The following is a 25,750-nucleotide window of genomic DNA, read 5'->3' as shown; positions in this document are numbered from 1 at the left end:
CAGCCCGTCAGAGTCCGACAGTACTCAATGCCGGTTTGTGCCCAGCAATACCGGAGCAAAAAGCGGGCTCAGTCTGGCGCTGCCAATGTCCGAGAGATGGTCCTCATCCTTGTACTGCGAGTGGCCGTTGACCTCGATGCTGCAGACCCCGTCAGCACACATCATCGGCGTCGGATCGATAACGTGAACACCCGGATCGGCTTCGCTCATGGACGTGAACAAGCTGCCGAGAAAATGCTGACGCGCCAGGTGTTCCTCAAGCGGACGACCCAGCCCCTCGGCGGAACGGCCGACTCTTGCCAGACTGGTCAGGCGGTTAATGGTGCCCTTGCGTTGCAGCGGCACCTCCTTGAACAGCCAGACCTGCACGCCGGCTGCGCGCAAGGCCGCCACCCGCGCGCGCAACGCGGCGGCCATGCGTTGCTCAGCCTGGGCGGTATCGTCATGGGCGTTGAGCAAAACCTTCTTGTCGCCATCCTCGCGACCATAGACGTATAGACTCCAATTGGACGCCAATACCACGTCCTTGATGCCAAGGCTGAGCACTTTGTCCATGGTCTGCTGATTGAAGTCCTTGCACCGCTGGCGCGGCTCGTCGCTGAGAATCGGCGGACAGGCGCTCATACTGAACAGCCACACCGAACGACCGTCGCGGCGGGCATTGGTCTCGATGGCCGGCATCAACGCAGCAGCATGGCTGTCACCCCAGAACGCCTGGGTCGGCGGCGTGTCCTGTTCGCCGCCGACCAGACAGGCCTTGTCGATCGATTTGTCTTGCGTCACCACCATGCATTTCATTTGCCCGGCGCGCCACTCGCGGGCCTGGGCATATTCCAGAGCCTTGCCGCTCAGGCGCCCGGGGATACCGTCGGCCGAGCGAATCGCCGAACCGACCGCGACCAGTACAGCAATCGCCACCACTGCCCCCGCCAGTATCGATTTACGTTCACCCAGCAAACGCTTTTCCCGAAATGGCAATTCGACGTAGCGCAGGCTCAGCCACGCCAGCGCTAGCGCCAGCGCAATCCAGGCGAGCGCCTCCAGCGGCTGGATACCGTCGATGGAAATGGCGTTGGCGTACACGTAAATCGGCCAGTGCCACAGGTACAGCGAATAGGACAGCAGGCCGATCCAGACCAGCGGCCGCAGACTCAACAGTCGCGCGGCCCAGCTCGGGCCCTGAGCGCCTGACCAGATCAGTGCAGTGGTGCCCAATACCGGCAGCAACGCCGCCCATCCAGGAAACACTGTTGAGCGGTCAAACGTGAATACGGCGACCAGCACCGCCGCCAGACCGGCAATGCCGACCATCTGGTACAGCCACGGTCGTACGGCCTGTCTCGGCGCAGGCATTACCGCGAGCATCGCCCCGCACAACAATTCCCAGGCACGAGTCGGCAAGGCAAAAAAAGTGAATTCCGGCTTGTGCTCAATCCAGGCGATGTTCAGGCCAAAGGAAATCAGCAGCAATCCCAGCAACATCCAGCGCCAGTGTCTGAAATAGCGAACCAGCACCGCCATCAGTAACGGGAAGAAAATGTAGTACTGCTCTTCAACCGCCAGCGACCAGGTGTGCAATAACGGCTTCAGATCGGAGGCCGGCTGAAAGTAGCCGTCCTCGCGCATGAAAAGAATATTGGAGATGAACAGCGACTGATAACGCACCGTTCGGCCAAGTTCGGAGAAATCCTTCGCCGTCAGCAGCAGCCAACCCAGCGCCAGCGTCACCAGCATGACCACCGTCAAGGCAGGAATGATGCGGCGGGCACGGCGCGCCCAGAAATCGACAAAGCTGAACCGCTTGGCGCTGATTTCACGAAACAGGATCGAGGTGATCAGGAATCCGGAGATGACGAAAAAAACATCCACGCCGACAAAGCCGCCGCTGAATGTATTGAATCCGAAATGAAACAGCACGACGGGAAGTACCGCCAGTGCCCGTAAGCCGTCAATATCACGGCGATTGCCAAACGTGTGCATGAAAAACCTTACCTGTTCTGGGTACAGAATCCCTTGAAGGCGCGACGTTAGCAGCCGCGCAAATTTCAATCCAGATACAAATAAATCGCGGACAAAAAAAAGCGCCCCTCGCGGAGCGCTCCTTTTATCAGCTGCGTACTATTTGCGTTTCATCGACAAGAAGAACTCGTCGTTGGTCTTGGTCGTCTTCAGCTTGTCGACCAGGAACTCGATGGCGGCCACTTCGTCCATCGGGTGCAGCAGCTTGCGCAGAATCCACATGCGCTGCAGTTCGTCGTCGGCGGTCAGCAACTCTTCGCGGCGGGTGCCGGAGCGGTTGATGTTGATGGCCGGGAACACACGCTTCTCGGCGATCTTGCGATCCAGAGGCAGTTCCATGTTGCCGGTACCCTTGAACTCTTCGTAGATCACCTCGTCCATCTTCGAACCGGTTTCAACCAGCGCGGTGGCGATAATGGTCAGCGAGCCGCCTTCTTCGATGTTACGCGCGGCACCGAAGAAACGCTTCGGCTTCTCGAGGGCGTGGGCATCGACACCACCGGTCAGGACCTTGCCGGAGCTCGGGATCACGGTGTTGTAGGCACGGGCCAGACGGGTGATGGAGTCGAGCAGGATCACCACGTCTTTCTTGTGTTCGACCAGGCGCTTGGCCTTCTCGATCACCATTTCAGCAACCTGCACGTGACGGGTCGGCGGCTCGTCAAAGGTCGAGGCAACCACTTCGCCGCGCACGGTGCGCTGCATTTCGGTCACTTCTTCCGGACGCTCGTCGATCAACAGCACGATCAGGTGAACTTCAGGATTGTTACGGGCGATGTTCGCTGCGATGTTCTGCAGCATGATCGTTTTACCGGCTTTCGGCGGTGCGACGATCAGGCCACGCTGGCCTTTGCCGATCGGTGCGCACAGGTCGATCACGCGACCGGTCAAGTCTTCGGTGGAACCGTTGCCGGCTTCCATCTTCATGCGCACGGTCGGGAACAGCGGCGTCAGGTTCTCGAAGAGAATCTTGTTCTTCGCGTTCTCCGGACGATCGAAGTTGATCGTGTCGACCTTGAGCAGGGCGAAATACCGCTCGCCTTCCTTCGGAGGGCGGATCTTGCCAACGATGGTGTCACCGGTGCGCAAGTTGAAGCGGCGGATCTGGCTCGGCGAGACGTAGATGTCGTCAGGGCCGGCGAGGTAGGAAGCGTCTGCGGAGCGCAGGAAGCCGAAGCCGTCCTGGAGAATCTCCAGCACGCCATCACCGGAGATTTCCTCGCCGCTTTTCGCGTGCTTTTTCAGCAGGGAGAAAATCACGTCCTGCTTGCGCGAACGGGCCATATTTTCTATGCCCATCTGTTCGGCCAATTCGAGCAGTTCGGTAATCGGCTTTTGCTTGAGTTCAGTCAGATTCATATAGGAATGACGTAATCATTTATGGAGGGGGGAAATTAAGCTTTTGGCTTAATGAGGCCGCGCCGCGGAGAAGGCGACAGGATCGCGAACTAATTCGAAAAGGAGTGCGTCGGCGACGGCTAGCAGGGGGCATTGGAGAAACCAGTGCGGGGCCGAATGTACCACCTGAGTTTCGGAGCGTCTAGCCCTGAATACGCAAAAAGCCCCGCGATTTGCGGGGCTTTTTTTCAGCGTTTTACTGCGACGCTCAGATGTTGGCGTCGAGGAAAGCCGCCAGCTGCGACTTCGACAGTGCGCCGACCTTGGTCGCTTCAACGTTGCCGTTCTTGAACAGCATCAGCGTCGGGATACCACGCACGCCATGCTTGGCCGGGGTTTCCTGGTTTTCGTCGATGTTCAGTTTGGCGACGGTCAGCTTGCCTTTGTAAGTCTCGGCAATCTCGTCCAGAACCGGTGCGATCATTTTGCAAGGGCCGCACCATTCAGCCCAGTAGTCGACCAGGACAGCGCCTTCGGCCTTGAGTACGTCGGCTTCGAAGCTAGCGTCGCTAACGTGTTTGATCAGATCGCTGCTCATGGAATTCTCCAGGTTGTAAGCAAAAAAACGTGGCCCATCATAGCCGCCCTTCCCTTGTTCAGGAAGCCGCAGATGATTGAGTGTTGCTATGGCCCTTGATGAGTTTGGGTATAGCTCAACTCACGCCGTGGCGGGAGCGATGAAGACGATTCCGGTGCGCAGGGCGGCGTTGCGCACATGTTCCTGCATGGCTTTTTGCGCTGCTCCCGACGCACGGCGGGCCAGGGCACGGAGGATCTTGCGGTGTTCCTGCCAGGTTTCCATGGCGCGCTCGGCGCGGATGAACGGCAGTTTCTGGCTCTCGAGAAAGATCTCGGCGCTGGCGGTGAGGATGCTCAGCATCGCCTGATTGCCGCTGGCGAGGAGGATGCGCCGGTGAAATTCGAAGTCGAGTTTCGCCGCCGCTTCGAAGTCGCCGCCGCGCAAGTGCTCGCGCATCGCCGCGACGTTGTCTTCCAGTGCATCCAGATCAAACGTGCTCAACGTCACCGCCGCCAACCCTGCTGCAAACCCTTCGAGCGCATAGCGCAACTGGAAGATGTCCAGCGGCGATGCCTGCGCCGCAAACGACCAGCCTGGCGCGTTATCGCCGCGCGACAATTCGACCCGCGACTGCACGAACACGCCTTTGCCCGGCTGAATGCTGACCACGCCCAGTGCACTGAGCGACGACAACGCTTCACGCAACGATGCCCGGCTGACGCCCAGTTGCAGCGCCAGATCCCTTTGCGAAGGCAACGCGTCGCCGGCACCGAAGCCCTGTTCGGTGATCAGTTTGCGGATCGCTTGCAGCGCCACTTCGGGTACGGCGCGGGAGATCGAATTCATGATGTGCGGACGCGTCAGGGCCAAGGTGCGGCTAGTTGTAAAGCTATTCGGCGAGTCCGGCAAGTCGTGCCCCAGCGGGGTTCGGCGCGTGCAGCCGATGCGCCATCGCAGTGCGAAAACCGAGTTGACTGTTCAGACCAGTAAGACCGAACGAAGCCGCTGCTACTGCGGCCTGCCGGGGCGAAATCCGCCTGTTGGCACGGCCCATGCTCTGTCCGATCGCAGCAACCACTTCCCGCCGATCCGGAGATTGTCCATGACCCAGCGTTACAGCGCCCTCCTCGCTTCCCTGTTTGCCGGCCTGCTGCTGTGCCAGGCCCCCGCTCACGCCGACGGTCTGGACGACGTGGTCAAACGCGGCACGCTCAAAGTCGCCGTGCCCCAGGACTTCCCGCCGTTCGGCTCGGTCGGCCCGGACATGAAGCCGCGCGGCCTGGATATCGACACGGCGAAACTGCTCGCTGACCAACTCAAGGTCAAACTCGAACTGACCCCGGTCAACAGCACCAACCGCATCCCGTTCCTCACCACGGGCAAAGTCGATCTGGTGATTTCCAGCCTCGGCAAAAACGCCGAGCGCGAGAAGGTCATCGACTTCTCCCGCGCCTATGCGCCGTTCTACCTCGCCGTGTTCGGCCCGCCAGACGCTGCGATCACCAGCCTCGACGACCTCAAGGGCAAGACCATCAGCGTCACCCGTGGCGCCATTGAAGACATCGAGCTGAGCAAAGTCGCCCCCGAAGGCGTGACCATCAAACGTTTCGAAGACAACAACTCGACCATCGCTGCTTATCTGGCAGGGCAAGTCGATCTGATCGCCAGCGGCAACGTGGTGATGGTGGCCATCAGCGAGAAGAACCCCAAGCGCGTACCGGCGCTGAAAGTGAAGCTCAAGGATTCCCCGGTCTACGTCGGTGTGAACAAGAACGAAGCGGCGCTGCTGACCAAGGTCAACGACATCCTCAACACCGCCAAAGCTGACGGCGCACTGGAAAAGAACTCGCAGACTTGGCTGAAAGAGCCGCTGCCGGCCGATCTCTGATCGACTGCGCGGGAGACCTTCATGGCTTATCAGTTCGATTTCATGCCGGTGGTGGAAAACACCGACCTGTTGCTGCGCGGGGCGCTGTTCACCCTTGAGCTGACCGCCATCGGCGCGTTGCTCGGGGTCGGCGTCGGGATTGTCGGGGCGCTGGTGCGGGCGTGGAACATCCGCCCGTTCTCGGCGATCTTCGGCGTCTACGTCGAGTTGATCCGCAACACGCCGTTTCTGGTGCAACTGTTCTTCATCTTCTTCGGCCTGCCGTCGCTCGGCGTGCAGATTTCCGAGTGGCAGGCGGCGGTGCTGGCGATGGTGATCAACCTTGGCGCCTATTCGACCGAAATCATCCGCGCCGGCATCCAGGCGATTCCGCGGGGGCAACTGGAAGCGGCTGCGGCACTGGCGATGACCCGCTTCGAAGCGTTCCGCCATGTCGTCCTGCTGCCGGCGCTGGGCAAGGTCTGGCCGGCGCTGAGCAGCCAGATCATCATCGTCATGCTCGGTTCGGCGGTGTGTTCGCAGATCGCCACGGAAGAATTGAGCTTCGCCGCCAACTTCATTCAGTCACGCAACTTCCGCGCCTTTGAAACCTACGCGCTGACCACCCTGATCTACCTGTGCATGGCGCTGCTGATCCGCCAGTTGCTCAACTGGTTCGGGCGCCGGTTCATTGCGAGGAGCAGCCAATGAGCGATTTCACTTTCTGGGACATCCTGCGCAACCTGCTCACCGGCCTGCAATGGACGCTGGCGCTGTCGCTGGTGGCATTCATCGGCGGCGGCCTCGTCGGCCTGCTGATTCTGGTGATGCGCATCTCCAAGAACACACTGCCCAGCAGCATCGCCCGCACCTGGATCGAGCTGTTTCAGGGCACGCCGCTGCTGATGCAGCTGTTTCTGGTGTTCTTCGGCGTGGCGCTGGCCGGGATCGAGATTTCGCCGTGGATGGCCGCCGCGATCGCTTTGACCTTGTTCACCAGCGCCTATCTGGCGGAGATCTGGCGCGGTTGCGTCGAGGCCATTCCCCACGGTCAGTGGGAAGCTTCGTCGAGCCTGGCGCTCAATCCGCTCGAGCAGTTGCGCTACGTGATCCTGCCGCAAGCGCTGCGCATCGCCGTGGCGCCGACCGTGGGCTTCTCGGTGCAAGTGGTCAAAGGCACAGCGGTGACCTCGATCATCGGCTTCACCGAACTGACCAAGACCGGCGGCATGCTCGCCAACGCCACGTTCGAACCGTTCATGGTCTACGGGCTCGTCGCCCTCGGCTACTTCCTGCTCTGCTACCCCTTGTCCCTCAGTGCGCGCTACCTGGAAAGGAGACTGCATGCCTCTGCTTAGAATTTCCGCCCTGCATAAATACTACGGCGATCACCACGTACTCAAAGGCATCGACCTCAGCGTCGAGGAAGGCCAGGTCGTGGCGATCATCGGCCGCAGTGGCTCGGGCAAATCGACCCTGTTGCGCACGCTCAATGGCCTGGAGTCGATCAACGACGGCGTGATCGAAGTCGACGGCGAATACCTCGACGCCGCCCGCGCTGATCTGCGCAGCCTGCGGCAGAAGGTCGGCATGGTCTTCCAGCAGTTCAACCTGTTCCCGCACCTGACCGTCGGGGAGAACGTCATGCTCGCGCCGCAAGTGGTGCAAAAAGTACCCAAGGCCAAGGCTGCCGAACTGGCGCGGGAAATGCTTGAGCGAGTCGGGCTCGGGGAGAAATTCGATGCCTTTCCGGATCGCCTGTCCGGCGGGCAGCAACAGCGGGTGGCGATTGCCCGGGCTTTGGCGATGTCGCCGAAGGTGTTGCTGTGCGATGAAATCACTTCGGCACTGGACCCGGAATTGGTCAATGAAGTGCTCAGCGTGGTGCGGCAATTGGCCAAGGAAGGCATGACGCTGATCATGGTCACCCACGAGATGCGCTTTGCCCGGGAAGTCGGCGATAAATTGGTCTTCATGCACCACGGTAAAGTCCATGAGGTGGGCGATCCGAAGGTGTTGTTTGCCAATCCGCAGACGGCCGAGCTGGCGAACTTTATTGGCACGGTGGAGGCGACAGCCTGAAGATTTTCTGAGGCAGTGATGCCCTCTTCGCGAGCAGGCTCGCTCCCACATGGGAATGCGGTCACCTGTGGGAGCGAGCCTGCTCGCGAATGGCCGCGTCGCGATCCCCAGACTTTCTGCGCTGAATCAAGGGTTTGAACCATGCGCGTTGGCGCCAGCGTTTGATCGTGGCACGATGTCGGGGTTATCGACCGAGACCCCCTGACCATGCCGCAATCCCAAGCCAAGAATCTGTCCCTGATCGCCGCAATCGACCTGGGCTCCAACAGCTTTCACATGGTCGTGGCCAAGGCCCAGAACGGCGAAATCCGCATCCTCGAGCGCCTCGGCGAGAAGGTGCAACTGGCCGCCGGCATCGACGACGCGCGCCAGCTCAACGAAGAATCGATGCAGCGCGGCCTCGATTGCCTCAAGCGCTTTGCGCAATTGATCAACGGTATGCCGCTCGGTGCCGTGCGCATCGTCGGCACCAACGCCCTGCGTGAAGCGCGCAACCGTGGCGAATTCATCCGCCGCGCCGAGGAAATCCTCGGCCACACGGTTGAAGTCATCTCCGGCCGTGAAGAAGCGCGCCTGATCTATCTCGGCGTTTCGCACACACTCGCCGACACCCCAGGCAAACGTTTGGTCGCCGACATCGGCGGCGGCAGTACCGAATTCATCATCGGCCAGCGCTTCGAGCCGTTGCTGCGCGAAAGCCTGCAAATGGGCTGCGTGAGTTTCACCCAGCGCTACTTCAAGGACGGCAAGATCACCCCGGCGCGCTACGCCCAGGCCTACACGGCGGCGCGCCTGGAAATCATGAGCATCGAGCACGCCCTGCATCGCCTGACCTGGGATGAAGCCATCGGCTCCTCCGGTACGATTCGCGCCATCGGCCTGGCCCTGAAGGCTGGCGGCCACGGCAGCGGCGAGGTCAACGCCGAAGGCCTGGCGTGGCTCAAGCGCAAACTGTTCAAGCTGGGCGACGCCGACAAGATCGATTTCGAAGGCATCAAGCCTGACCGCCGGGCGATCTTCCCGGCGGGCCTGGCGATTCTCGAAGCGATCTTCGACGCCCTCGAACTGCAACGCATGGATCATTGTGAAGGCGCGCTGCGTGAAGGCGTGCTCTACGACCTGCTCGGCCGCCATCATCACGAAGACGTGCGCGAACGCACCTTGACCTCGCTGATGGAGCGCTATCACGTCGATCTGGAACAGGCGGCGCGGGTCGAGCGCAAGGCCCTGCACGCGTTCGATCAGGTCGCCGTCGACTGGGAACTGGATGACGGCATCTGGCGCGAACTGCTCGGCTGGGCGGCGAAAGTCCACGAAGTCGGCCTCGACATCGCGCACTATCACTACCACAAGCACGGCGCATACCTCATCGAGCACTCCGATCTGGCCGGCTTCTCCCGCGAGGATCAGCAGATGCTCGCGCTATTGGTGCGCGGGCACCGGCGCAATATTCCCAAGGACAAGTTCGGCGAATTCGGCGATGACGGCATCAAGCTGATTCGCCTGTGCGTGCTGCTGCGGTTTGCGATTCTGTTCCACCACATTCGCGGAACCCAGGCGATGCCGCAGGTGGCGCTGCATGCCAATGGCGACCATCTCGATGTGGAATTCCCGGAGAACTGGCTGGATGAAAATCAGCTGACCCAGGCGGATTTCGGCCTCGAGGCCGATTGGTTGACGCGGGTGGGGATTGTTCTCACGGTGCATTGACACTGATTGTGGCGAGGGGATTTATCCCCGCTGGCCTGCGCAGCAGGCCCGATTTTGACTCAAGGGGTCGCTTCGCGCCCAACGGGGATAAATCCCCTCGCCACAGGTCGGTATCAGTGTAGGTAGAAAAAAGGCGATCCCGAGGGATCGCCTTTTTTATTGGGCTGACGGTCAACTGCTGACAGGCAGTATCGGGCTGCCCAACCGCTCCAGCAACGTCGCCTGGGCACTGCGCGGGTTCTGGTTGCCGGTGGGTGTGTTGCGGATGTAGCGGCCGTCCGACTGCAGGCTCCAGCTGTGGGTGTTGTCGGTCAGGTACAGCTCCAGCTCTTTCTTGACGCGGGTCAGCAGCTTCTTGCCTTCCACCGGGAAGCAGGTCTCGACGCGCTTGTCGAGGTTGCGCTCCATCCAGTCGGCGCTGGAGAGGAACATCTGCTCGTCGCCGCCGTTGAGGAAGTAGAACACCCGCGTGTGTTCGAGGAAGCGGCCAATGATCGAGCGCACATGAATGTTGTGCGAGACCCCGGCGATGCCCGGACGCAGGCAGCACATGCCGCGCACCACCAGATCGATGCGCACGCCCGACTGGCTGGCTTTGTACAGCGCGCGGATGATCTTCGGATCGGTCAGCGAGTTGAACTTGGCGATGATGTGCGCCGGTTTGCCTTCAAGGGCGAACTGGGTTTCGCGGGCAATCATGTCGAGCATGCCCTTCTTCAGGGTGAACGGCGCATGCAGCAGCTTTTTCATGCGCAGCGTCTTGCCCATGCCGATCAACTGGCTGAACAGTTTGCCGACGTCTTCGCACAAGGCATCGTCGGAGGTCAGCAGGCTGTAGTCGGTGTAGAGCTTGGCGTTGCCGGCGTGATAGTTGCCGGTACCGAGGTGCGCGTAACGGACGATTTCGCCAGCCTCGCGGCGCAGGATCAGCATCATCTTGGCGTGGGTCTTGAAGCCGACCACGCCGTAGATCACCACCGCACCCGCCGCTTGCAGACGGCTGGCCAGTTGCAGGTTGGATTCTTCGTCAAAGCGCGCGCGCAGCTCGATCACCGCCGTGACTTCCTTGCCGTTACGCGCGGCATCCACCAGCGCATCGACGATCTCGGAGTTGGCGCCGGAGCGGTACAGGGTCTGGCGAACGGCGAGAACGTGCGGGTCTTTCGCCGCCTGACGCAACAGGTCGACCACCGGAGTGAACGACTCGAACGGGTGCAGCAAGAGGATGTCCTGCTTGCTGACCACGCTGAAGATGTTTTCGCTGTTCTGCAGCAGTTTCGGGATCTGCGGGGTGAACGGCGTGTATTGCAGCTCCGGATGGCTGTCCAGACCGGTGATGCTGAACAGGCGCGTCAGGTTGACCGGGCCGTTGACCTGATACAGCTCGGTCTCGCTCAGGTTGAACTGCTTGAGCAGGTAGTCCGAGAGGTGTTTAGGGCAGGTGTCGGCAACTTCCAGACGCACCGCGTCACCGTAGCGCCGCGAGAACAACTCGCCACGCAGGGCGCGGGCGAGGTCTTCGACGTCTTCGGAATCGAGCGCCAGGTCGGCGTTTCGGGTCAGACGGAACTGGTAGCAGCCTTTCACCTTCATGCCCTGGAACAGGTCATCGGCGTGGGCGTGGATCATCGACGACAGGAACACATAGTTGTCGCCGGCACCGCCGACTTCTTCCGGGACCTTGATGATCCGTGGCAGCAGGCGCGGCGCGGGGATGATCGCCAGACCGGAGTCGCGCCCGAAGGCGTCGATGCCTTCGAGCTCGACGATGAAGTTCAGGCTCTTGTTCACCAGCAGCGGGAACGGGTGCGTCGGGTCGAGGCCGATCGGAGTGATGATCGGCGCGATCTCGTCGCGGAAATAGCGGCGGACCCAGGTCTTGAGCTTGGTCGTCCAGTTGCGCCGACGGATGAAGCGCACCTGATGCTTTTCCAGCTCGGGCAGCAGAATATCGTTAAGGATCGCGTACTGGCGGTCGACGTGACCGTGGACCAGCTCGCTGATCCGCGCCAGCGCCTGATGCGGCTGCAAGCCGTCAGCGCCGGCCTGTTCGCGGGCGAAGGTGATCTGCTTTTTCAGCCCGGCGACGCGGATCTCGAAGAATTCGTCGAGGTTGCTGGAGAAGATCAGCAGGAACTTCAGCCGCTCCAGCAACGGGTAGGACTCGTCCAGCGCCTGTTCCAGCACGCGGATGTTGAACTGTAATTGCGAAAGCTCGCGGTGGATGTACAGGCTGCTGTCATCCAGGCCGGGAATGGCGATCGCCGGCACCGCCACAGCGGTTTCGGCGACCGGCGCGGGTGGCGCAGGCTCCAGTTCCGGCGGGGTTTCGGTGATTTGCTCGACCACCGGCTGAGCTTCTTTTACGGCAACTTCAGTGAGTCCTTCGGTATTCATGGAATGTTCCTGGGAGGGCTATTTCTGCTCTCGTAACAATTGAGCGGCACGAACGGCAAAGTAAGTCAGGATGCCATCTGCACCGGCACGTTTAAAGGCGGTCAGTGACTCGAGGATCACCGCTTCGCTCAACCAGCCATTCTGGATAGCGGCCATGTGCATGGCGTATTCGCCACTGACCTGATAGACGAAGGTCGGCACCTTGAAGGCATCTTTGACCCGAAAAAGAATGTCCAGATAGGGCATGCCCGGTTTGACCATGACCATGTCCGCGCCTTCGGACAAGTCGGCACCGACTTCGTGCAGCGCTTCGTCGCTATTGGCCGGGTCCATCTGATACGAGGCTTTGTTGGCCTTGCCGAGATTCGACGCCGACCCCACCGCATCGCGGAACGGGCCGTAATAGGCGCTGGCGTATTTGGCCGAATAGGCCATGATGCGCACGTTGACGTGGCCGGCAATTTCCAGCGCCTCACGAATCGCCTGGATGCGGCCGTCCATCATGTCCGACGGCGCCACCACCTGCGCGCCGGCTTCGGCGTGGGACAGCGCCTGACGCACCAGCGCATCGACAGTGATGTCGTTCTGCACGTAGCCGTCTTCGTCGAGAATGCCGTCCTGACCGTGGGTGGTGAACGGGTCCAGCGCGACGTCAGTGATCACGCCCAGCTCCGGGAAACGCTCGCGCAGGGCGCGAGTGGCGCGCTGGGCGATGCCTGCGGGATTCCAGGCTTCGGCGGCATCGAGGGATTTCAGCTCAGGCGGGGTGACCGGGAACAGCGCCAGCGCCGGAATGCCCAGCTCGACCCATTTCGCCGCTTCTTCAAGCAGCAGATCAATGGTCAGTCGCTCGACGCCCGGCATCGAGGCCACGGCTTCGCGGCGGTTTTCACCGTCGAGCACGAACACCGGCAGAATCAGATCATCGACCGTCAATACGTTTTCACGCACTAGGCGCCGCGAAAAATCATCACGACGATTGCGGCGCAGACGAGTGGCAGGGAACAGACGATTGGCGGGGGTAAAGCTCACGGCAGACTCCTGAGCCCGGGCAAACGGGCGAGCGTGACAGTTATAGACGGCCATTATGACCAACAGATGACAGTTATGTGTGCTCTGTGACAGGTAGCCGCAATCCATTGTCGATGTAGGAAATGTTCACGTCGAGACACATTTGGACACTTTCATGAATGTGCCCGAAGGGTTAGGCTGCGCGTTCATTTCGCCAGCACCCAGACAATGCTCCAACAATTTCTGCACGACTTTGGCTACTTTGCCTTGTTTCTCGGTACGTTCTTCGAAGGCGAAACCATTCTGGTGCTCGCAGGCTTCCTTGCGTTCCGTGGATACATGGACATCAACCTGGTGGTGGTCGTGGCATTCTTCGGCAGTTATGCCGGCGATCAGCTGTGGTACTTCCTGGGGCGCAAGCACGGGCGCAAATTGCTTGCGCGCAAACCGCGCTGGCAGATGATGGGCGACCGTGCGCTGGAGCACATCCGCAAACATCCGGACATCTGGGTCCTGAGCTTCCGCTTCGTTTATGGCCTGCGCACCGTGATGCCGGTGGCGATCGGCCTGTCCGGTTATCCACCGGGGCGTTACTTGCTGCTCAACGGCATCGGCGCGGCGATCTGGGCCACCGCACTGGCTGCGGCGGCTTACCACTTCGGCGCAGTGCTGGAAGGCATGCTTGGCAGCATCAAGAAGTACGAGCTGTGGGTACTCGGTGCCTTGCTGATCCTCGGGCTGGGCCTGTGGCTGCGGCGCCGCTTCAAGAATGCGCAACTGGCGAAGAAAATCTATCAGGACGAGCAGCTCGCCAAGGCCGCCGAGGCAGAGCAGTTGCGCCAGGCCGAAGCGACCCCTCCTGCCGGACCGAAAACGCCAGCCGAATAAGCCATTCGCTGGCGGCTGCCACGCGCAGCCCAGGCAAATAATGAACACCCCGCCGCCGTTGCGATCCATTGAGAGAGCGCTCTGCCCCCGCGCGCGTCAGCCATGCCCCTATGGCCACGCGCGACGATTTGAGGGACATTGAGCGCCATGAATCTGGAGAGAAGCCCATGAGCAAAAAAGTTGCAGTGATCCTGTCCGGCAGTGGCGTGTACGACGGCGCCGAAATCCAGGAAAGTGTCATCACCCTGCTGCGCCTCGACCAGCGCGGCGCGCAGGTGCAGTGCTTCGCGCCGAACATCGCGCAATTGCATGTGATCAATCACCTGACCGGCGAAGAAATGCCGGAATCGCGCAACGTACTGGTGGAATCGGCGCGGATTGCCCGGGGCAACGTCAAGGATATCCGCGACGCCGACGTCGAAGACTTCGATGCGCTGATCGTGCCCGGCGGTTTCGGCGCGGCGAAGAACCTGTCGAACTTCGCCATCGAAGGCGCCGGCTGCACCGTGCAACCCGAAGTGCTGGCCCTGGCCGAAGCATTTGCCGAAGCGGGCAAGCCGGTCGGGCTGATCTGCATCTCCCCGGCGCTGGCAGCAAAAATCTATGGCCCGGGCGTGACCTGCACCATCGGCAACGACGCCGACACCGCTGCGGCCATGAACAAGATGGGCGCCACCCACGAAGAGTGCGCGGTGACCGAAATCGTCGAAGACAAGGCGCGCAAACTGGTCACCACCCCGGCGTACATGCTGGCGCAGACCATCAGTGAAGCGGCTTCGGGAATCAACAAACTGGTCGACCGCGTGCTCGAACTGACTCACGAAAACGACGCTTGAAATCAAAAGATCGCAGCCTTCGGCAGCTCCTACAGGTTCCGTGTCGCGCCGTGATATTGCGGCATACACCGCCCCGGTAGGAGCTGCCGCAGGCTGCGATCTTTTCAGGGCTTGCGGGTGAGTCGGGTCAGGATCCGGTCCAGCGCATTGGCAAACGCCTGCTTTTCACGCTCGCCAAACGGCGCCGGCCCGCCGCTCATCTGGCCCTGCTCTCTGAGATCGGTGAACAGATTACGCACCGCCAGGCGTTCGCCCATGTTCTGCGCATCGAACTCCTTGCCGCGCGGATCCAGCGCCGCCACGCCCTTCTTCACCAGCCGATCGGCCAGCGGAATATCGCTGCAGATCACCAGTTCGCCCGGCACCGCATGCTCGACCAGATAATCATCTGCCGCATCCGGCCCGCTCGGCACCACAATCAATTTGACGATCGCCAGCCCCGGCTTGACCTGCGGCTGCCCGGCCACCAGCACCACTTCGAACTGGCGCTTTAACGCGAACTTCACCACCAGATCCTTCGCCGCCCGTGGACAGGCGTCGGCATCGATCCATACACGCATGTTCTTGCCTCCAAAAAATTCGCGAGCAGGCTCGCCCCCAAAGGATACATACCGAACCTGTGGGAGCGGGCCTGCTCGCGAATATGAGCGCAGCGAATGCCTTTATGCAGCCGAAACCCGACGCTTCTCCGCCACCCAACTGCGCCCATACAGCACAGCAATCGCCACAATCGCCACCACCTGCGCGGTCAGCGAATAGGCATCGGCATGGATCCCCAGCCAGTCGAATTCAAAGAACGCCACCGGCCGTGTGCCGAAGATCCCGGCTTCCTGCAAGGCCTTCACACCATGCCCGGCAAATACCACCGACAACGCGCACAACAGCGCGGCGTTGATGCTGAAGAACAGCGTCAGCGGCAGTTTTGCCGAGCCGCGCAGGATCACCCACGCCAGACCGACCAGCAGCACCAGCGCCGTCGCACCGCCGGCCAACACGGCGTTGTGCCCGGCAGGCCCGGCCTGCAGCCACAGGGTTTCGTAGAACAGAATCACCTCGAACAATTCGCGATAGACCGAGAAGAACGCCAGGATCGCAAAACCGAAACGACCACCGCCGCCGACCAGGCTGCTCTTGATGTAATCCTGCCAGGCCGCCGCGTGACGGCGGTCATGCATCCACACGCCGAGCCACAACACCATGACGCTGGCAAACAGCGCGGTGGCGCCTTCCAGCAACTCACGCTGCGAACCGCTGACGTCGATGACGTACGCGGCCAGTGCCCAGGTGCCCAAGCCCGCCAGCAACGCCAGGCCCCAGCCAACGTTGACACTGCGCACCGCTGACTGCTGACCGGTGTTGCGCAAGAAGGCGAGGATCGCCGCCAGCACCAGAATCGCTTCCAGGCCTTCACGCAGCAGGATCAGCAGGCCGGAGATGTAGCTCAGCGACCAGCTCAAGCCATCGCTGCCCAACAGGCCGGCGGATTCCTTGAGCTTGGCCTTGGCCGCGTCCAGACGCTGCTCGGCCTGCTCGACGGGCAGGCCGTCCTGCAGCGACTGCCGATACGCCATCAAGGATTTTTCGGTGTCCTTGCGCACGTTGGCATCGACGTTATCCAGCGAGCTTTCCACCAGTTCGAAGCCTTCCAGATACGCCGCTACCGACAGGTCATAGGCCTGATCATGTTCCCCGGCGCGGTAGGCCGCGAGGCTCTTGTCCAGCGTGGCGGCAGTGTAATCAAGCAACTGTGCCGGACCACGTTTGACCTGCGGCGGTTGCGCGCGCTGGGCACGGAATGTCGCCGCGATCTCTGCGCCCTCGGCAGCCTGCACTTCGGCCGGGGTCTGGCGGGCCAGATCGGCGATGTTGTAGACCTTGGCGGACTTGGCCGCTGCCGCATCGGCACTGAAGCCGGCGATGTAGGTGGCCAGATCCCAGCGCTGGCGATCATCGAGCTGATCGGCAAATGCCGGCATATCGGTGCCCTCGACGCCTTGGCCGAGGGTGCTGTAGATCGCGTACAGGCTCAGGTGATCCATGCGCGCAGCGTCGCGCAGGTTGGCTGGCGCAGGGGTCAGACCGACACCGGCCGGGCCGTCGCCAGCGCCAGTGTCGCCGTGGCACACCGAGCAGTTCTGCGCATACAACGGCGCACCGCGTGTCGGGTCCGGGGTGATGATCGGTGCCTGGCTGACTTCATAAGCCACCGCCAGTTTCGCCCCCAGCTGTCGCGCCTGACGGGCGACATCGGCACCGTCCTGCTTCGCACTGATGGCGGCGTGCAAAGATTCGACGCCCTGTTCCAGCGCGGCTTTTTCCGGTTTGGCTGGCAATGCAGTGATTAAGCCTTGCAGAACCTGGGTGAATTCCAGCTGCTCGCGGTATTCGCCATCGTCGATGACTTTGCCTGCCGCGACCGTTGGCGGGTAATCAGCACTGATGTAATCGAGCAGGTGCAACGCTTGCGGCGCGCCTTCCACGGTATCGGCCAGCAGCGGCAGGCTGCTCAGGGACAATAACGGGAACAGCAGCCAGGCCAGCAATCGGGACGAGGCAGTCATGAACGAATCTCAAATGGAAATGCGAAGTTACATATTGTTCACTTCGAAGACATTTCTCTCAAGCTTTGTCGGCGTTTCGCTTTGATTGGCAGGAAATACCCGGCAGACGGCAGCAGCGTTTGTCGTCGAGTATTGCCGCACTACCCGCTGCCGATTGAGCCTCGACACGTTCGATCAAGATCGCAGCCATTTGCCACCATCCACCTTATACTGCCCGCCCCAGAGCATTTGCGCGCAAGGAATCAACCTCAATGCGGAGTCTTCCGTTCGTTTTGCTGCTTTGCGTTGCTGTTCAGTTGAGCGGTTGTGCCGCCTATCGCAACTACGATCTTGAAATGCAGCAGACCACCGAGCAAATGACCCGGGGCAATCTGACCGGGGCTCTGGCACTGGTGGAAATGAACAACCCGTGGGAAGACAAGGATCTGCTGTATTACCTGGAAAAAGGCGCGATCCTCAGCGCTGGCAGTGCCCTGCCCGACAGCCAGGACGCCTGGCGCAATGCCGACCGGATGATCTTCCAGCGCGAGGAAGCCAACCCGTCCGGCGCGATGAAATTACTGGCGCGGTTCGGTGATGAAATGGGCACGATGCTGGTCAACGACAAGCTGCGGCGCTATGAAGGCTACGATTACGAAAAGGTCATGTTGACTACGCAAATGGCCTTGAACCAGCTATCCGTCAATGACTTTGCCGGCGCCCGCGCAGACATCAGGAAAACCCACGAACGCGAAGCATTGATCGCCCGCCAGCGTGAAAAGCAATACGAAGCGGCCGAGGAACAGGCGAAAGCTCAGGGCAAGATTCTCCATTACAAAGAACTGGAAGGCTACCCGGTCGCCTTGCTTGATGCGCCGCAGGTCGTTGAGCTGAAAAACGGCTACCAAAGTGCGTTCAGCCACTATCTGGCCGGATTCACCTATGAAGCCCTCGGCGAACGCGCCCTCGCGGCGGCCGGTTATCATCAGGCGATCGAACTGCGGCCGGACATGCCCTTGCTGCAAAAGGCCCTGAGCAATCTCGACAAACCGCCAGCGAAAGCCGATGAAAGCGATGTGTTGCTGATTATCCAGAGTGGCCTGGCTCCGGCTCGCAGCTCAGTGCAAGTGCCGATCCCGGTTCGTCTGAACGAAACGCTGGTCATCATCGCGCCCATTTCATTTCCGGTGATGGTGCCGGACGCAGTTACGCCCAACTTCAGCAGTATCACCGTAGACGGTCGCAAACAGCCGTTGGTAGTGATCAACAGCGTGACTGACATGTCCATGCGCACACTGCGCGACGACATGCCGCAAATCATCTCGCGGGCGATGTTCCGCGCCAACATGGCCGCCATCGGTCAAGCGCAGGAAAACGAGCGCAACCCGGCGAAAGCCTCGTTGATCGTCACTCAGCATGATCCGTTCGAAGAAGCCGACACCCGCACATGGCGAGCGTTGCCGGACAAGACGCTGGTCGCCCGCCTGCGCTTGAAGAAAGGCCTGCATACCTTCCGTTTTGCGCCTGCGTCCATCGACCACCCTTTTGAAATGCGCGTCGACCAGGACCGCCAGATTCTGCACCTGCGGGTATTCCGGGATCAGGTCTATACCGTCGGATCAGCTTTTGTACCGAATCAAAAACCCGCGTCGGATAAACCCGCTGCTGCGGAGAAGTGATGGCACAGCATCTGAAAATGCACCCAAAAAGCTATTACATAGCCATCATCCCACGTTTATAATGCCGCGCCCTCGCCCAGCGAGCCGGCATCAAAAGCTCCTCACCCATGAGGAATTGGCAGGAGGCCAGCGCCGCCGTCGATAGGTCACACCAGCCCGACCAGCACACGCGGCTGCAAGTTTTGTTACTCAGGGAAGAAGTACCCATGGCATTCCGCGCTCCCATGCTGCTCGCGCTCAGCGCCGTCACGCTGTTGTCCGGCTGCGCAGCGTTTCGCAACTACGATTCCGAACTGGCCCAGACCAATCAGCAACTGGCTTCCGGCAACGTCGACGCCGCGCTGACCCTGCTGGAAAAGAACAACACCGGTACCGACAAAGACCTGCTCTATTACTTCGAGAAAGGTGAACTGCTGCGCGCCAAGGGCGACCTGTCAGGCAGCCAGAACGCCTGGGGCAGTGCCGATCAGGTGGTCGGTCAGTGGGAAGACGCGGTCAAGCTCGACTCGGCCAAGTACCTGGCACAGTTCGGCAGCTTTATCGTCAACGACAAGGTGCGTCGCTACGAAGGCTATGACTACGAGAAAGTCATGCTGACCACGCAGATGGCCCTGAACCTGTTGGCCGTCAACGATTTCGATGGCGCCCGCACGGCGATCAAAAAGACCCACGAACGCGAAGCGGTGATCGCCGACCTGCGCGACAAGGAATACCTCAAGAGCGAAGAAGAGGCCGAGAAAGAAGGCATCAAGACCCAGTACAAGGATTTGCAGGGTTATCCGGTGGCCAGTCTCGACGCGCCGGAAGTGGTCGGCCTGAAGAACAGCTACCAGAGTGCGTTCAGCCATTACCTGGCCGGTTACGTTTACGAAGCTTTGGGCGAAAAGGATCTGGCCGCGCCGGGTTATCGCAAGGCTGCCGAACTGCGTCCGAACACGCCGCTGCTCGAGCAGGCGCTGGTCAATCTCGACAAGCCTTCCAAATCCGATGACAGCGACATTCTCATCGTCGTGCAGAGCGGTCTGGCCCCGGCCCGCGACTCGATTCGCGTGCCGCTGCCGCTGCCGATTTCCAACAACGTGGTGATCACTCCGCTGTCGTTCCCGATCATCAAACCGGACACCTCCACCGCGCCTTTCGCGCAGATCGGCGTCGACGGCAAGCAGGTCGACCTGACCGCGCTGAACAGCACCACCGCCATGTCCCGCCGCGCTCTGCGCGATGACATGCCGGGGATCATCGTGCGCACCACCGTGCGCGCGATCACCAAAGGTGTGGCGCAAAAGAAGATCAACGAAACCAACCCGCTGGCCGGTCTCGCCGTGGGTATTTCTTCAGCGGTGCTTGAAGGTGCCGATACCCGTACATGGCGCACCCTGCCGGACAACACCCAAGTGGTGCGTCTGCGCCTGAAAAAAGGTGAGCATCAGGTTACCCTGCCGAGCGCCGTCGGCGGCTCGGTGGTCAAGGTCACTGTCGACCAGCGCTACCAAGTGATCAGCCTGCGTGCCGTGGGCAACCAGGTATTCGCTGGCGGCATCGCTGCTCACGTAATGCCGAGCGCTGCCGCGACCAACGTCGCCAGCCTCAAACAACCTTAAGAACGGAGTCTTTGCAATGCGCTTGAAGATCATCGCCGTCGCCGCCCTCGCCTTGCTGGCAGGCTGCGCCACCCCGCCACCGCCGGAGCCGGGCAGCGCCGCGAGCAAAGTCGTGGCCATGGGCCCGCAGAAACACATCGTCGTCGGCGCCATGCGCGTGGCTCGTGAAAACGGCTTCATGACCGTCAACGTGCAGTTGAGCAACACCCTCAACAGCAACAAGATTTTCTACTACCGCTTCGCCTGGCTTGGCGCCGAAGGTTTCCCGGTTGCCGAAGAAGAAGTGTGGAAAAGCCAGATGATGTACGGCGCCCAGACCAGCTTCATTCAGGCCATCGCGCCAACCCCGAAAGCCGTGGATTTCCGTCTGGAAATCAAGACGCCGTAAACCCGCCACCCTATTTCTGATTGAGAGAGCTTTCTCATGTTTGCACGCTTTTCCTGCATCGCCGTCATCGCCCTGCTCGCCACCGGTTGCGCCAACACCTCGCCGACCCTGGGCAGCAAGAACATCAGCTACGGCGACACCAAAGCGGTTGAAACCGTGACCAACGAATTCGGTTCGACCGACCTGCAAATGATCGCCGAGTCGATGACCCGCTCGCTGGCCCAGTCCGGCATTCTGCAGGGTCGTCCGGTGGTTCAGGTCTACGATGTGAAGAACAAGACCAGCGAGTACATCGACACCCGCGAAATCACCACCAGCATCAAGACTCAGTTGATGAAGACCGGTGTTGCGCGCTTCGCCAGCGACAACAATGCGATGCAGAGCCAGGTTGACCAGCTCAAGCTGCAAAACCAGAGCGGCCTGTACAAGAAAAGCACCGTGGCCAAGACCGGCAACATGGTTGCCGCCAAGTACCGCATCGAAGGCTCGATCAGCTCGATCGTCAAGCGCAGCAGCGACTACAAGGACGTCTTCTACAAATTCAGCCTGCAGTTGATCGACGTCGAAAGCGGTCTGGCCGAGTGGATGGACGAAAAAGAGATCCGCAAAACCACGGAGCGTTAATCGATGCGCACATGGATTGGCATGATGGCCCTGGCTTGCGCGTTCAGCGCGCAGGCGGGCCCGAAAGTGGCGGTGACGGATCTGGCGTATCAGGAGCGCGTGGAGCAATACATTCACATCGTTTCGGCACAGAGCAATCACCGCGAGAGTTACTACAGCGCCAGCGGTTCTTCGAGCTACAACGAGATCGAAGCGACCACCAGCTACATCGAACAGGGCGAGTTGCGCAAATTCACCGGCGACATCAAGGGTGAAATCCTGCGTACCGGCATGTTCCAGCTGGTGCAGGGCACGCCGTATACCGCCTCATCCAAAGGCGATGTGTATGACGTGATCAAGCGCATCAAGGCCGGCAACTTCAAAGGCGCCGACTACGTGCTGTTCGGCACTGTGTCCGATATCGACTTCACCCAGGACATCAACGAGCTGGCGCACACCGACAGCTACTCGGCGGCGCTGGGCCTGACGCTGGTGGCGGATTTCAGCCTGATCAACACCAAGACCTACGAGATCACCTCGGCCTTCACGGCGATGGGCGAAGCGCAGGACACCAAACTGGTGAACCATCGCGACATCAAGATCTCGCTGAACCGTCCGCGGGTGGTGCGTGAGGTGTCCAAGGCCCTGGGCGAAGACGTGGCCGGGCAGCTGAGCATGCAGCTCGGTGGTGACGGTTATGAGCAGCCGCGTGAAGCGCCGCAGCGCAACAATCTGCCGCGTGATACGGCGCCGGTGATTTTACGCTGAGCCGGATCTGAGGACTTTTGTGGCGAAGGGCTCTGTGGCGAGGGGATTTATCCCCGTTGGGTCGCGAAGCGGCCCTCGCTATTGATTCAAGAAAAGCTCGCTTGCCCCGATGTCTCGGTAGAAATGAAAAAGGCGACCTCTTGAGGTCGCCCTTTTTTGTGCCCGAGCGTTTTACGCCGCCGCTTTGCGCAACGTCGCCATGAATGCCGCCGCGCCAATGAATAACCCGGCAAAGGTGCGGTTCATGCGTTTCTGCTGCTTGGGCGTGCGCAACAGGCGCAGCACCTTCGACGCCAGTCCGGTGTAACCGGCCATGACAATCAGGTCGACGAACACCATGGTCACGCCGATCACCAGATACTGAATCAGCAGCGGCGCATGGGGATTGATGAACTGCGGCAACACCGCGAGCATGAACACCAACGCCTTGGGGTTGCTGATGTTCACCAGAAAGCCGCGAAACACCAGGGCCAGCGGCTTGCCGATCGGCCGTACCGCGGCGTCATCACTCATGTTCATGGGCAGCGCCCGCCATTGCTTGATCGCCAGATAAACCAGATAGGCAACGCCGAACCATTTGATCGCATGGAATGCCGTGGCCGAAGCAGTGAGCACAGCGCCAACACCCGCGCCGACAATCCCGATCTGCACCGCCAGCCCGATCTGCAGGCCCAGCGCGTTCCAATAACCGCGCCAGAATCCGTATTGCAAACCGCTGGACATCGACGCGATGGCGCCCGCGCCCGGGGACAGGCTGATCACCCAGCAGGCGGCAAAAAATGCCAGCCATGTTTGAAGCTCCATCGCACACCTCGGCTGATGCTTGTGACAAGTCGTCAAAACTAATGCTGTTTGGGGCTAAAAGCAAAAGATCGCAGCCTTCGGCAGCTCCTACAGGGATCGTATTCCAAATGTAGGAGCTGCCGAAGACTGCGATCTTCCTGAAAAATCTACTTCTCGAACCCGCTCGACGGCAACACATCGGTCCCGCGCCAACGCCGCACCGAACGCTGGAAGAACAGGCTGTTCGGCACCTGCACCATGGCGCTGCCGGTGCCGAGTTCTTCGGCCTCGACCAGCGTGGTATAGAGCAGATTGATCGCGATCACCCGGCCTTTGACGCCAGGCTTGTCGGTGGTGTCGACCAGTTCGACCACGTCGCCGAGGCGGAACGGCCCGACGGTGAAGATCAGAATGGCGCAGAGCAGGTTCGACAGCACGCTCCACATGGCGAAGAACGCCACCGCCGCCACCGCGACAAATCCCGACAGCGCCGTCCACAGCACCGTGGCCGAAACGCCGAGGCGCTCGAGCACGAAGAGCAGCGCGCTGCCCATGATCAACCAGCGCAACACGCCACGCAGCGGCATCAGCAACTGCGGTGGGAACGGATAGCGCTCACCGAGGCGAGTGAGGCCTTTGGCAACGAAACGCTGGGTCAGGTAACCGGCCAGCAGAATCAGCAGAATCTGCGCGGTGAACCACAACGGTTCGACCCACACCGCCGAGAAAGGCAGCTTGAAGGCTTCCATCAGGACAACGCCTCCAGCTCCGCCTGCATGCTTTCCAGGGTTTCCAGCGCTTCCATCCAGGCCTCTTCCAGCTCGGCTTCACGCACCTTCAATTTCGCCTGTTCGGCGAGCAGATCACGCAATTCATTCTTGCGCGCCGGCTCGTAGATATCGCTGTCACCCAGGCTGGCATCGACCTTGGCCAGTTTCTCGTGCAGCTTGCCCAGTTCGGCTTCGAGCTTGTCCGCCTCGCGCTTGTGCGGCGCCAGTTGCTGACGCAACGCTGCAGCCGCTTGGCGCTGAGCTTTCTTATCGGTCTTGTCCGGGTTGACCGGCGTGTTGCTGACCGGCGCATTGCGCTGACGGTATTCCACCAGCCAGCGTGCGTAGTCTTCGAGATCGCCGTCGAACTCTTCGACCTTGCCGTCGGCGACCAGATAGAAGTTGTCGGTGGTGCTCTTGAGCAAGTGCCGATCGTGAGAAACCACCAGCACCGCACCGCTGAATTCCTGCAGGGCCATGGTCAGCGCCAGACGCATTTCCAGGTCGAGGTGGTTGGTCGGTTCGTCGAGCAGCAACAGGTTCGGCCGCTCCCAGGCGATCAGCGCGAGGGCCAGACGGGCCTTCTCGCCACCGGAGAAATTCAGCACCGGCTCATCGATGCGTGCGCCCCGGAAGTCGAAGCCGCCGAGGAAGTCGCGCAGGGTCTGCTCGCGCTCACCCGGCGCCAGACGCTGCAAATGCAGCAACGGGCTGGCCTTGGAATCCAGCGAGTCGAGCTGATGCTGAGCGAAGTAGCCGACCACGGTGTTTTCGCCACGGGTCAGGCGCCCGGCCAGCGGTTCGAGCTCGCCGGCGAGGTTCTTGATCAGCGTCGATTTACCCGCGCCGTTCGGCCCAAGCAGACCGATCCGCGCACCCGGGGTCAGTTGCAGCTTGACCTTCTCGAGGATGGTCTTGTCGCCATAACCCAGGCGCGCATCGGACAGGTCGATCAGCGGACTGGAGATCTTGGTCGACTCGCGGAAGACGAAGTCGAACGGCGAATCGACGTGGACCGCCGACAATTCTTCCATGCGCTCCAGCGCCTTGATCCGGCTCTGCGCCTGACGGGCCTTGGTCGCTTGCGCCTTGAAGCGGGCGATGTAGCTTTCCATGTGTGCACGCTGCGCCTGCTGCTTCTCGTAGGCTTGTTGCTGCTGGGCCAGACGCTCGGCGCGGGCGCGCTCAAACGCGGTGTAGCCACCCCGGTAGAGGGTCAGTTTGCGCTGATCGACATGGGCGACGTGATCGACCACTTCGTCGAGGAAATCCCGGTCGTGGGAAATCAGCAGCAAGGTGCCCGGATAACTCTTCAGCCACTCTTCGAGCCAGATGATCGCGTCGAGATCCAAGTGGTTGGTCGGTTCGTCGAGCAGCAGCAGATCCGACGGACACATCAGTGCCTGCGCCAGATTCAGACGCATCCGCCAGCCACCGGAGAAATCGCCTACCTGACGGTCCATCTGCTCATTGGTGAAACCCAGGCCGGCGAGCAGCTTGCGCGCCCGCGCATCGGCGGTGTAGCCGTCGGCGCTGTCGAGTTCAGCGTGCAGGCGCGCCAGTGCGGTGCCGTCGTGGGCCTCCTCGGCGGCGGCAAGCTCGCGTTGCACCTCGCGCAGACGCAGGTCGCCATCGAGCACATAATCGACCGCCAGGCGCTCGAGAGTGTCGACCTCCTGGCGCATATGCGCGATACGCCAGTCGGCCGGCAGCAGGCAGTCGCCCGAGTCCGGGTGCAACTCGCCGCGCAGCAGGGCGAACAGGCTGGATTTGCCGGCACCGTTGGCGCCGATGAGGCCGGCTTTGTGGCCGGCGTGCAGGGTCAGCTCGGCGTCTTCTAGCAGACGTTGCGGGCCACGCTGTAAAGTCAGGTTCTGAAGTCGGATCATA

23 protein-coding genes are annotated in these 25,750 nt (G+C 61.0%); 12 read left to right on the top strand and 11 right to left on the bottom strand.

Features of this window, described 5'->3' with window-relative positions:
* Window positions 1–24 precede the first annotated feature (24 nt).
* The 4 genes from AB4N47_RS24220 to AB4N47_RS24205 form a co-directional block, all read right to left on the bottom strand.
* Window positions 25–1,980, bottom strand: a complete 1,956-nt coding sequence (locus tag AB4N47_RS24220; protein WP_341638145.1) for an acyltransferase family protein — start codon at window positions 1,978–1,980, stop codon at window positions 25–27.
* A gap of 138 nt (window positions 1,981–2,118) precedes the next feature.
* Window positions 2,119–3,378 (bottom strand): transcription termination factor Rho, encoded by a 1,260-nt coding sequence (gene rho / locus AB4N47_RS24215; protein ID WP_003229334.1) that lies wholly within the window; start codon window positions 3,376–3,378, stop codon window positions 2,119–2,121.
* Window positions 3,379–3,625: 247 nt separating this feature from the next.
* Window positions 3,626–3,955, bottom strand: coding sequence for a thioredoxin TrxA (gene trxA / locus AB4N47_RS24210; protein WP_003206727.1), 330 nt, complete (start codon window positions 3,953–3,955; stop codon window positions 3,626–3,628).
* 120 nt (window positions 3,956–4,075) lie between these two features.
* A complete protein-coding gene (locus tag AB4N47_RS24205; RefSeq protein WP_341638146.1) occupies window positions 4,076–4,783 on the bottom strand; it encodes a FadR/GntR family transcriptional regulator in 708 nt (235 codons plus the stop codon).
* A 256-nt stretch (window positions 4,784–5,039) separates the two neighbouring features.
* Here AB4N47_RS24205 and AB4N47_RS24200 point away from each other — a divergent pair, with 256 nt between their 5' ends.
* The 5 genes from AB4N47_RS24200 (at window position 5,040) to ppx (ending at window position 9,596) form a co-directional block, all read left to right on the top strand.
* Window positions 5,040–5,825 carry a transporter substrate-binding domain-containing protein gene (locus AB4N47_RS24200; protein ID WP_076564506.1) on the top strand — a complete coding sequence of 262 codons (786 nt, stop codon included), beginning with the start codon at window positions 5,040–5,042 and terminating at the stop codon, window positions 5,823–5,825.
* 21 nt (window positions 5,826–5,846) lie between these two features.
* On the top strand, window positions 5,847–6,515 hold the full coding sequence (locus AB4N47_RS24195; RefSeq protein ID WP_341638147.1) for an amino acid ABC transporter permease: 669 nt from the start codon (window positions 5,847–5,849) through the stop codon (window positions 6,513–6,515).
* A complete protein-coding gene (locus AB4N47_RS24190) occupies window positions 6,512–7,162 on the top strand; it encodes an amino acid ABC transporter permease (RefSeq protein ID WP_016772621.1) in 651 nt (216 codons plus the stop codon). The genes AB4N47_RS24195 and AB4N47_RS24190 overlap by 4 nt, the downstream gene beginning before the upstream one ends.
* Window positions 7,149–7,886, top strand: a complete 738-nt coding sequence (locus AB4N47_RS24185; protein WP_007911148.1) for an amino acid ABC transporter ATP-binding protein — start codon at window positions 7,149–7,151, stop codon at window positions 7,884–7,886. The genes AB4N47_RS24190 and AB4N47_RS24185 overlap by 14 nt, the downstream gene beginning before the upstream one ends.
* Before the next feature lie 207 nt (window positions 7,887–8,093).
* The gene (ppx, locus tag AB4N47_RS24180; protein WP_341638148.1) at window positions 8,094–9,596 is read left to right on the top strand and encodes an exopolyphosphatase; all 1,503 of its coding nucleotides are present in this window, start codon (window positions 8,094–8,096) and stop codon (window positions 9,594–9,596) included.
* Window positions 9,597–9,767: 171 nt separating this feature from the next.
* Here ppx and ppk1 read toward each other — a convergent pair whose 3' ends face one another.
* Both ppk1 and hemB read right to left on the bottom strand, forming a co-directional pair.
* On the bottom strand, window positions 9,768–11,993 hold the full coding sequence (ppk1, locus tag AB4N47_RS24175; RefSeq protein ID WP_016772619.1) for a polyphosphate kinase 1: 2,226 nt from the start codon (window positions 11,991–11,993) through the stop codon (window positions 9,768–9,770).
* An 18-nt stretch (window positions 11,994–12,011) separates the two neighbouring features.
* Window positions 12,012–13,025, bottom strand: coding sequence for a porphobilinogen synthase (gene hemB, locus AB4N47_RS24170; RefSeq protein ID WP_341638149.1), 1,014 nt, complete (start codon window positions 13,023–13,025; stop codon window positions 12,012–12,014).
* Window positions 13,026–13,232: 207 nt separating this feature from the next.
* On the opposite strand from hemB, the gene AB4N47_RS24165 reads away from it, so the two are divergent.
* Both AB4N47_RS24165 and elbB read left to right on the top strand, forming a co-directional pair.
* A complete protein-coding gene (locus AB4N47_RS24165; RefSeq protein ID WP_056791681.1) occupies window positions 13,233–13,892 on the top strand; it encodes a DedA family protein in 660 nt (219 codons plus the stop codon).
* Window positions 13,893–14,059: 167 nt separating this feature from the next.
* Window positions 14,060–14,728: an isoprenoid biosynthesis glyoxalase ElbB gene (gene elbB / locus AB4N47_RS24160; protein WP_016772616.1), complete on the top strand. Its 669-nt coding sequence runs from the start codon at window positions 14,060–14,062 to the stop codon at window positions 14,726–14,728.
* Window positions 14,729–14,832: 104 nt separating this feature from the next.
* Here the strand turns inward: elbB and AB4N47_RS24155 are convergent, their stop codons facing one another.
* Together AB4N47_RS24155 and AB4N47_RS24150 are read right to left on the bottom strand one after the other, a co-directional pair.
* Entirely contained in the window at window positions 14,833–15,288 is a 456-nt protein-coding gene (locus AB4N47_RS24155; RefSeq protein WP_186569443.1) for a YaiI/YqxD family protein, read from the bottom strand.
* A 102-nt stretch (window positions 15,289–15,390) separates the two neighbouring features.
* Window positions 15,391–17,289, bottom strand: a complete 1,899-nt coding sequence (locus tag AB4N47_RS24150; RefSeq protein WP_460154365.1) for an FTR1 family protein — start codon at window positions 17,287–17,289, stop codon at window positions 15,391–15,393.
* A 251-nt stretch (window positions 17,290–17,540) separates the two neighbouring features.
* On the opposite strand from AB4N47_RS24150, the gene AB4N47_RS24145 reads away from it, so the two are divergent.
* The 5 genes from AB4N47_RS24145 (at window position 17,541) to AB4N47_RS24125 (ending at window position 22,307) form a co-directional block, all read left to right on the top strand.
* Window positions 17,541–18,947: a COG3014 family protein gene (locus AB4N47_RS24145; protein WP_341638151.1), complete on the top strand. Its 1,407-nt coding sequence runs from the start codon at window positions 17,541–17,543 to the stop codon at window positions 18,945–18,947.
* Between the two features lie 206 nt (window positions 18,948–19,153).
* Window positions 19,154–20,548 (top strand): COG3014 family protein, encoded by a 1,395-nt coding sequence (locus tag AB4N47_RS24140; protein WP_341638152.1) that lies wholly within the window; start codon window positions 19,154–19,156, stop codon window positions 20,546–20,548.
* A gap of 16 nt (window positions 20,549–20,564) precedes the next feature.
* Window positions 20,565–20,936: a YcfL family protein gene (locus AB4N47_RS24135; protein ID WP_016772611.1), complete on the top strand. Its 372-nt coding sequence runs from the start codon at window positions 20,565–20,567 to the stop codon at window positions 20,934–20,936.
* Window positions 20,937–20,972: 36 nt separating this feature from the next.
* Window positions 20,973–21,560 carry a penicillin-binding protein activator LpoB gene (lpoB, locus tag AB4N47_RS24130; RefSeq protein WP_186530889.1) on the top strand — a complete coding sequence of 196 codons (588 nt, stop codon included), beginning with the start codon at window positions 20,973–20,975 and terminating at the stop codon, window positions 21,558–21,560.
* Between the two features lie 3 nt (window positions 21,561–21,563).
* A complete protein-coding gene (locus AB4N47_RS24125) occupies window positions 21,564–22,307 on the top strand; it encodes a penicillin-binding protein activator LpoB (RefSeq protein WP_341638154.1) in 744 nt (247 codons plus the stop codon).
* 171 nt (window positions 22,308–22,478) lie between these two features.
* Here the strand turns inward: AB4N47_RS24125 and AB4N47_RS24120 are convergent, their stop codons facing one another.
* From AB4N47_RS24120 to AB4N47_RS24110, 3 genes are all read right to left on the bottom strand, one after another.
* Complete coding sequence (locus tag AB4N47_RS24120; protein WP_460154364.1) at window positions 22,479–23,111, bottom strand: LysE family transporter; 633 nt, start codon at window positions 23,109–23,111, stop codon at window positions 22,479–22,481.
* Window positions 23,112–23,257: 146 nt separating this feature from the next.
* On the bottom strand, window positions 23,258–23,839 hold the full coding sequence (locus AB4N47_RS24115; protein ID WP_130889081.1) for a mechanosensitive ion channel family protein: 582 nt from the start codon (window positions 23,837–23,839) through the stop codon (window positions 23,258–23,260).
* Window positions 23,839–25,749 carry an ATP-binding cassette domain-containing protein gene (locus AB4N47_RS24110; protein ID WP_460154363.1) on the bottom strand — a complete coding sequence of 637 codons (1,911 nt, stop codon included), beginning with the start codon at window positions 25,747–25,749 and terminating at the stop codon, window positions 23,839–23,841. Before AB4N47_RS24110 ends, AB4N47_RS24115 begins: the two co-directional genes overlap by 1 nt.
* Window position 25,750 lies beyond the last annotated feature (1 nt).

It is taken from the genome of Pseudomonas sp. S3_G06 (genome assembly GCF_054667565.1).
The sequence above is the reverse complement of the archived record's forward strand: the minus strand, read 5'-3'. Positions and strand labels throughout refer to the sequence as shown.

Coding starts and splice junctions, on each gene's coding strand:
- AB4N47_RS24220 (WP_341638145.1), bottom strand. CDS start 1,980: ATGCACACGTTTGGCAATCGCCGTGATATTGACGGCTTACGGGCACTG.
- rho (WP_003229334.1), bottom strand. CDS start 3,378: ATGAATCTGACTGAACTCAAGCAAAAGCCGATTACCGAACTGCTCGAA.
- trxA (WP_003206727.1), bottom strand. CDS start 3,955: ATGAGCAGCGATCTGATCAAACACGTTAGCGACGCTAGCTTCGAAGCC.
- AB4N47_RS24205 (WP_341638146.1), bottom strand. CDS start 4,783: ATGAATTCGATCTCCCGCGCCGTACCCGAAGTGGCGCTGCAAGCGATC.
- AB4N47_RS24200 (WP_076564506.1), top strand. CDS start 5,040: ATGACCCAGCGTTACAGCGCCCTCCTCGCTTCCCTGTTTGCCGGCCTG.
- AB4N47_RS24195 (WP_341638147.1), top strand. CDS start 5,847: ATGGCTTATCAGTTCGATTTCATGCCGGTGGTGGAAAACACCGACCTG.
- AB4N47_RS24190 (WP_016772621.1), top strand. CDS start 6,512: ATGAGCGATTTCACTTTCTGGGACATCCTGCGCAACCTGCTCACCGGC.
- AB4N47_RS24185 (WP_007911148.1), top strand. CDS start 7,149: ATGCCTCTGCTTAGAATTTCCGCCCTGCATAAATACTACGGCGATCAC.
- ppx (WP_341638148.1), top strand. CDS start 8,094: ATGCCGCAATCCCAAGCCAAGAATCTGTCCCTGATCGCCGCAATCGAC.
- ppk1 (WP_016772619.1), bottom strand. CDS start 11,993: ATGAATACCGAAGGACTCACTGAAGTTGCCGTAAAAGAAGCTCAGCCG.
- AB4N47_RS24165 (WP_056791681.1), top strand. CDS start 13,233: ATGCTCCAACAATTTCTGCACGACTTTGGCTACTTTGCCTTGTTTCTC.
- elbB (WP_016772616.1), top strand. CDS start 14,060: ATGAGCAAAAAAGTTGCAGTGATCCTGTCCGGCAGTGGCGTGTACGAC.
- AB4N47_RS24155 (WP_186569443.1), bottom strand. CDS start 15,288: ATGCGTGTATGGATCGATGCCGACGCCTGTCCACGGGCGGCGAAGGAT.
- AB4N47_RS24150 (WP_460154365.1), bottom strand. CDS start 17,289: ATGACTGCCTCGTCCCGATTGCTGGCCTGGCTGCTGTTCCCGTTATTG.
- AB4N47_RS24145 (WP_341638151.1), top strand. CDS start 17,541: ATGCGGAGTCTTCCGTTCGTTTTGCTGCTTTGCGTTGCTGTTCAGTTG.
- AB4N47_RS24140 (WP_341638152.1), top strand. CDS start 19,154: ATGGCATTCCGCGCTCCCATGCTGCTCGCGCTCAGCGCCGTCACGCTG.
- AB4N47_RS24135 (WP_016772611.1), top strand. CDS start 20,565: ATGCGCTTGAAGATCATCGCCGTCGCCGCCCTCGCCTTGCTGGCAGGC.
- lpoB (WP_186530889.1), top strand. CDS start 20,973: ATGTTTGCACGCTTTTCCTGCATCGCCGTCATCGCCCTGCTCGCCACC.
- AB4N47_RS24125 (WP_341638154.1), top strand. CDS start 21,564: ATGCGCACATGGATTGGCATGATGGCCCTGGCTTGCGCGTTCAGCGCG.
- AB4N47_RS24120 (WP_460154364.1), bottom strand. CDS start 23,111: ATGGAGCTTCAAACATGGCTGGCATTTTTTGCCGCCTGCTGGGTGATC.
- AB4N47_RS24115 (WP_130889081.1), bottom strand. CDS start 23,839: ATGGAAGCCTTCAAGCTGCCTTTCTCGGCGGTGTGGGTCGAACCGTTG.
- AB4N47_RS24110 (WP_460154363.1), bottom strand. CDS start 25,749: ATGATCCGACTTCAGAACCTGACTTTACAGCGTGGCCCGCAACGTCTG.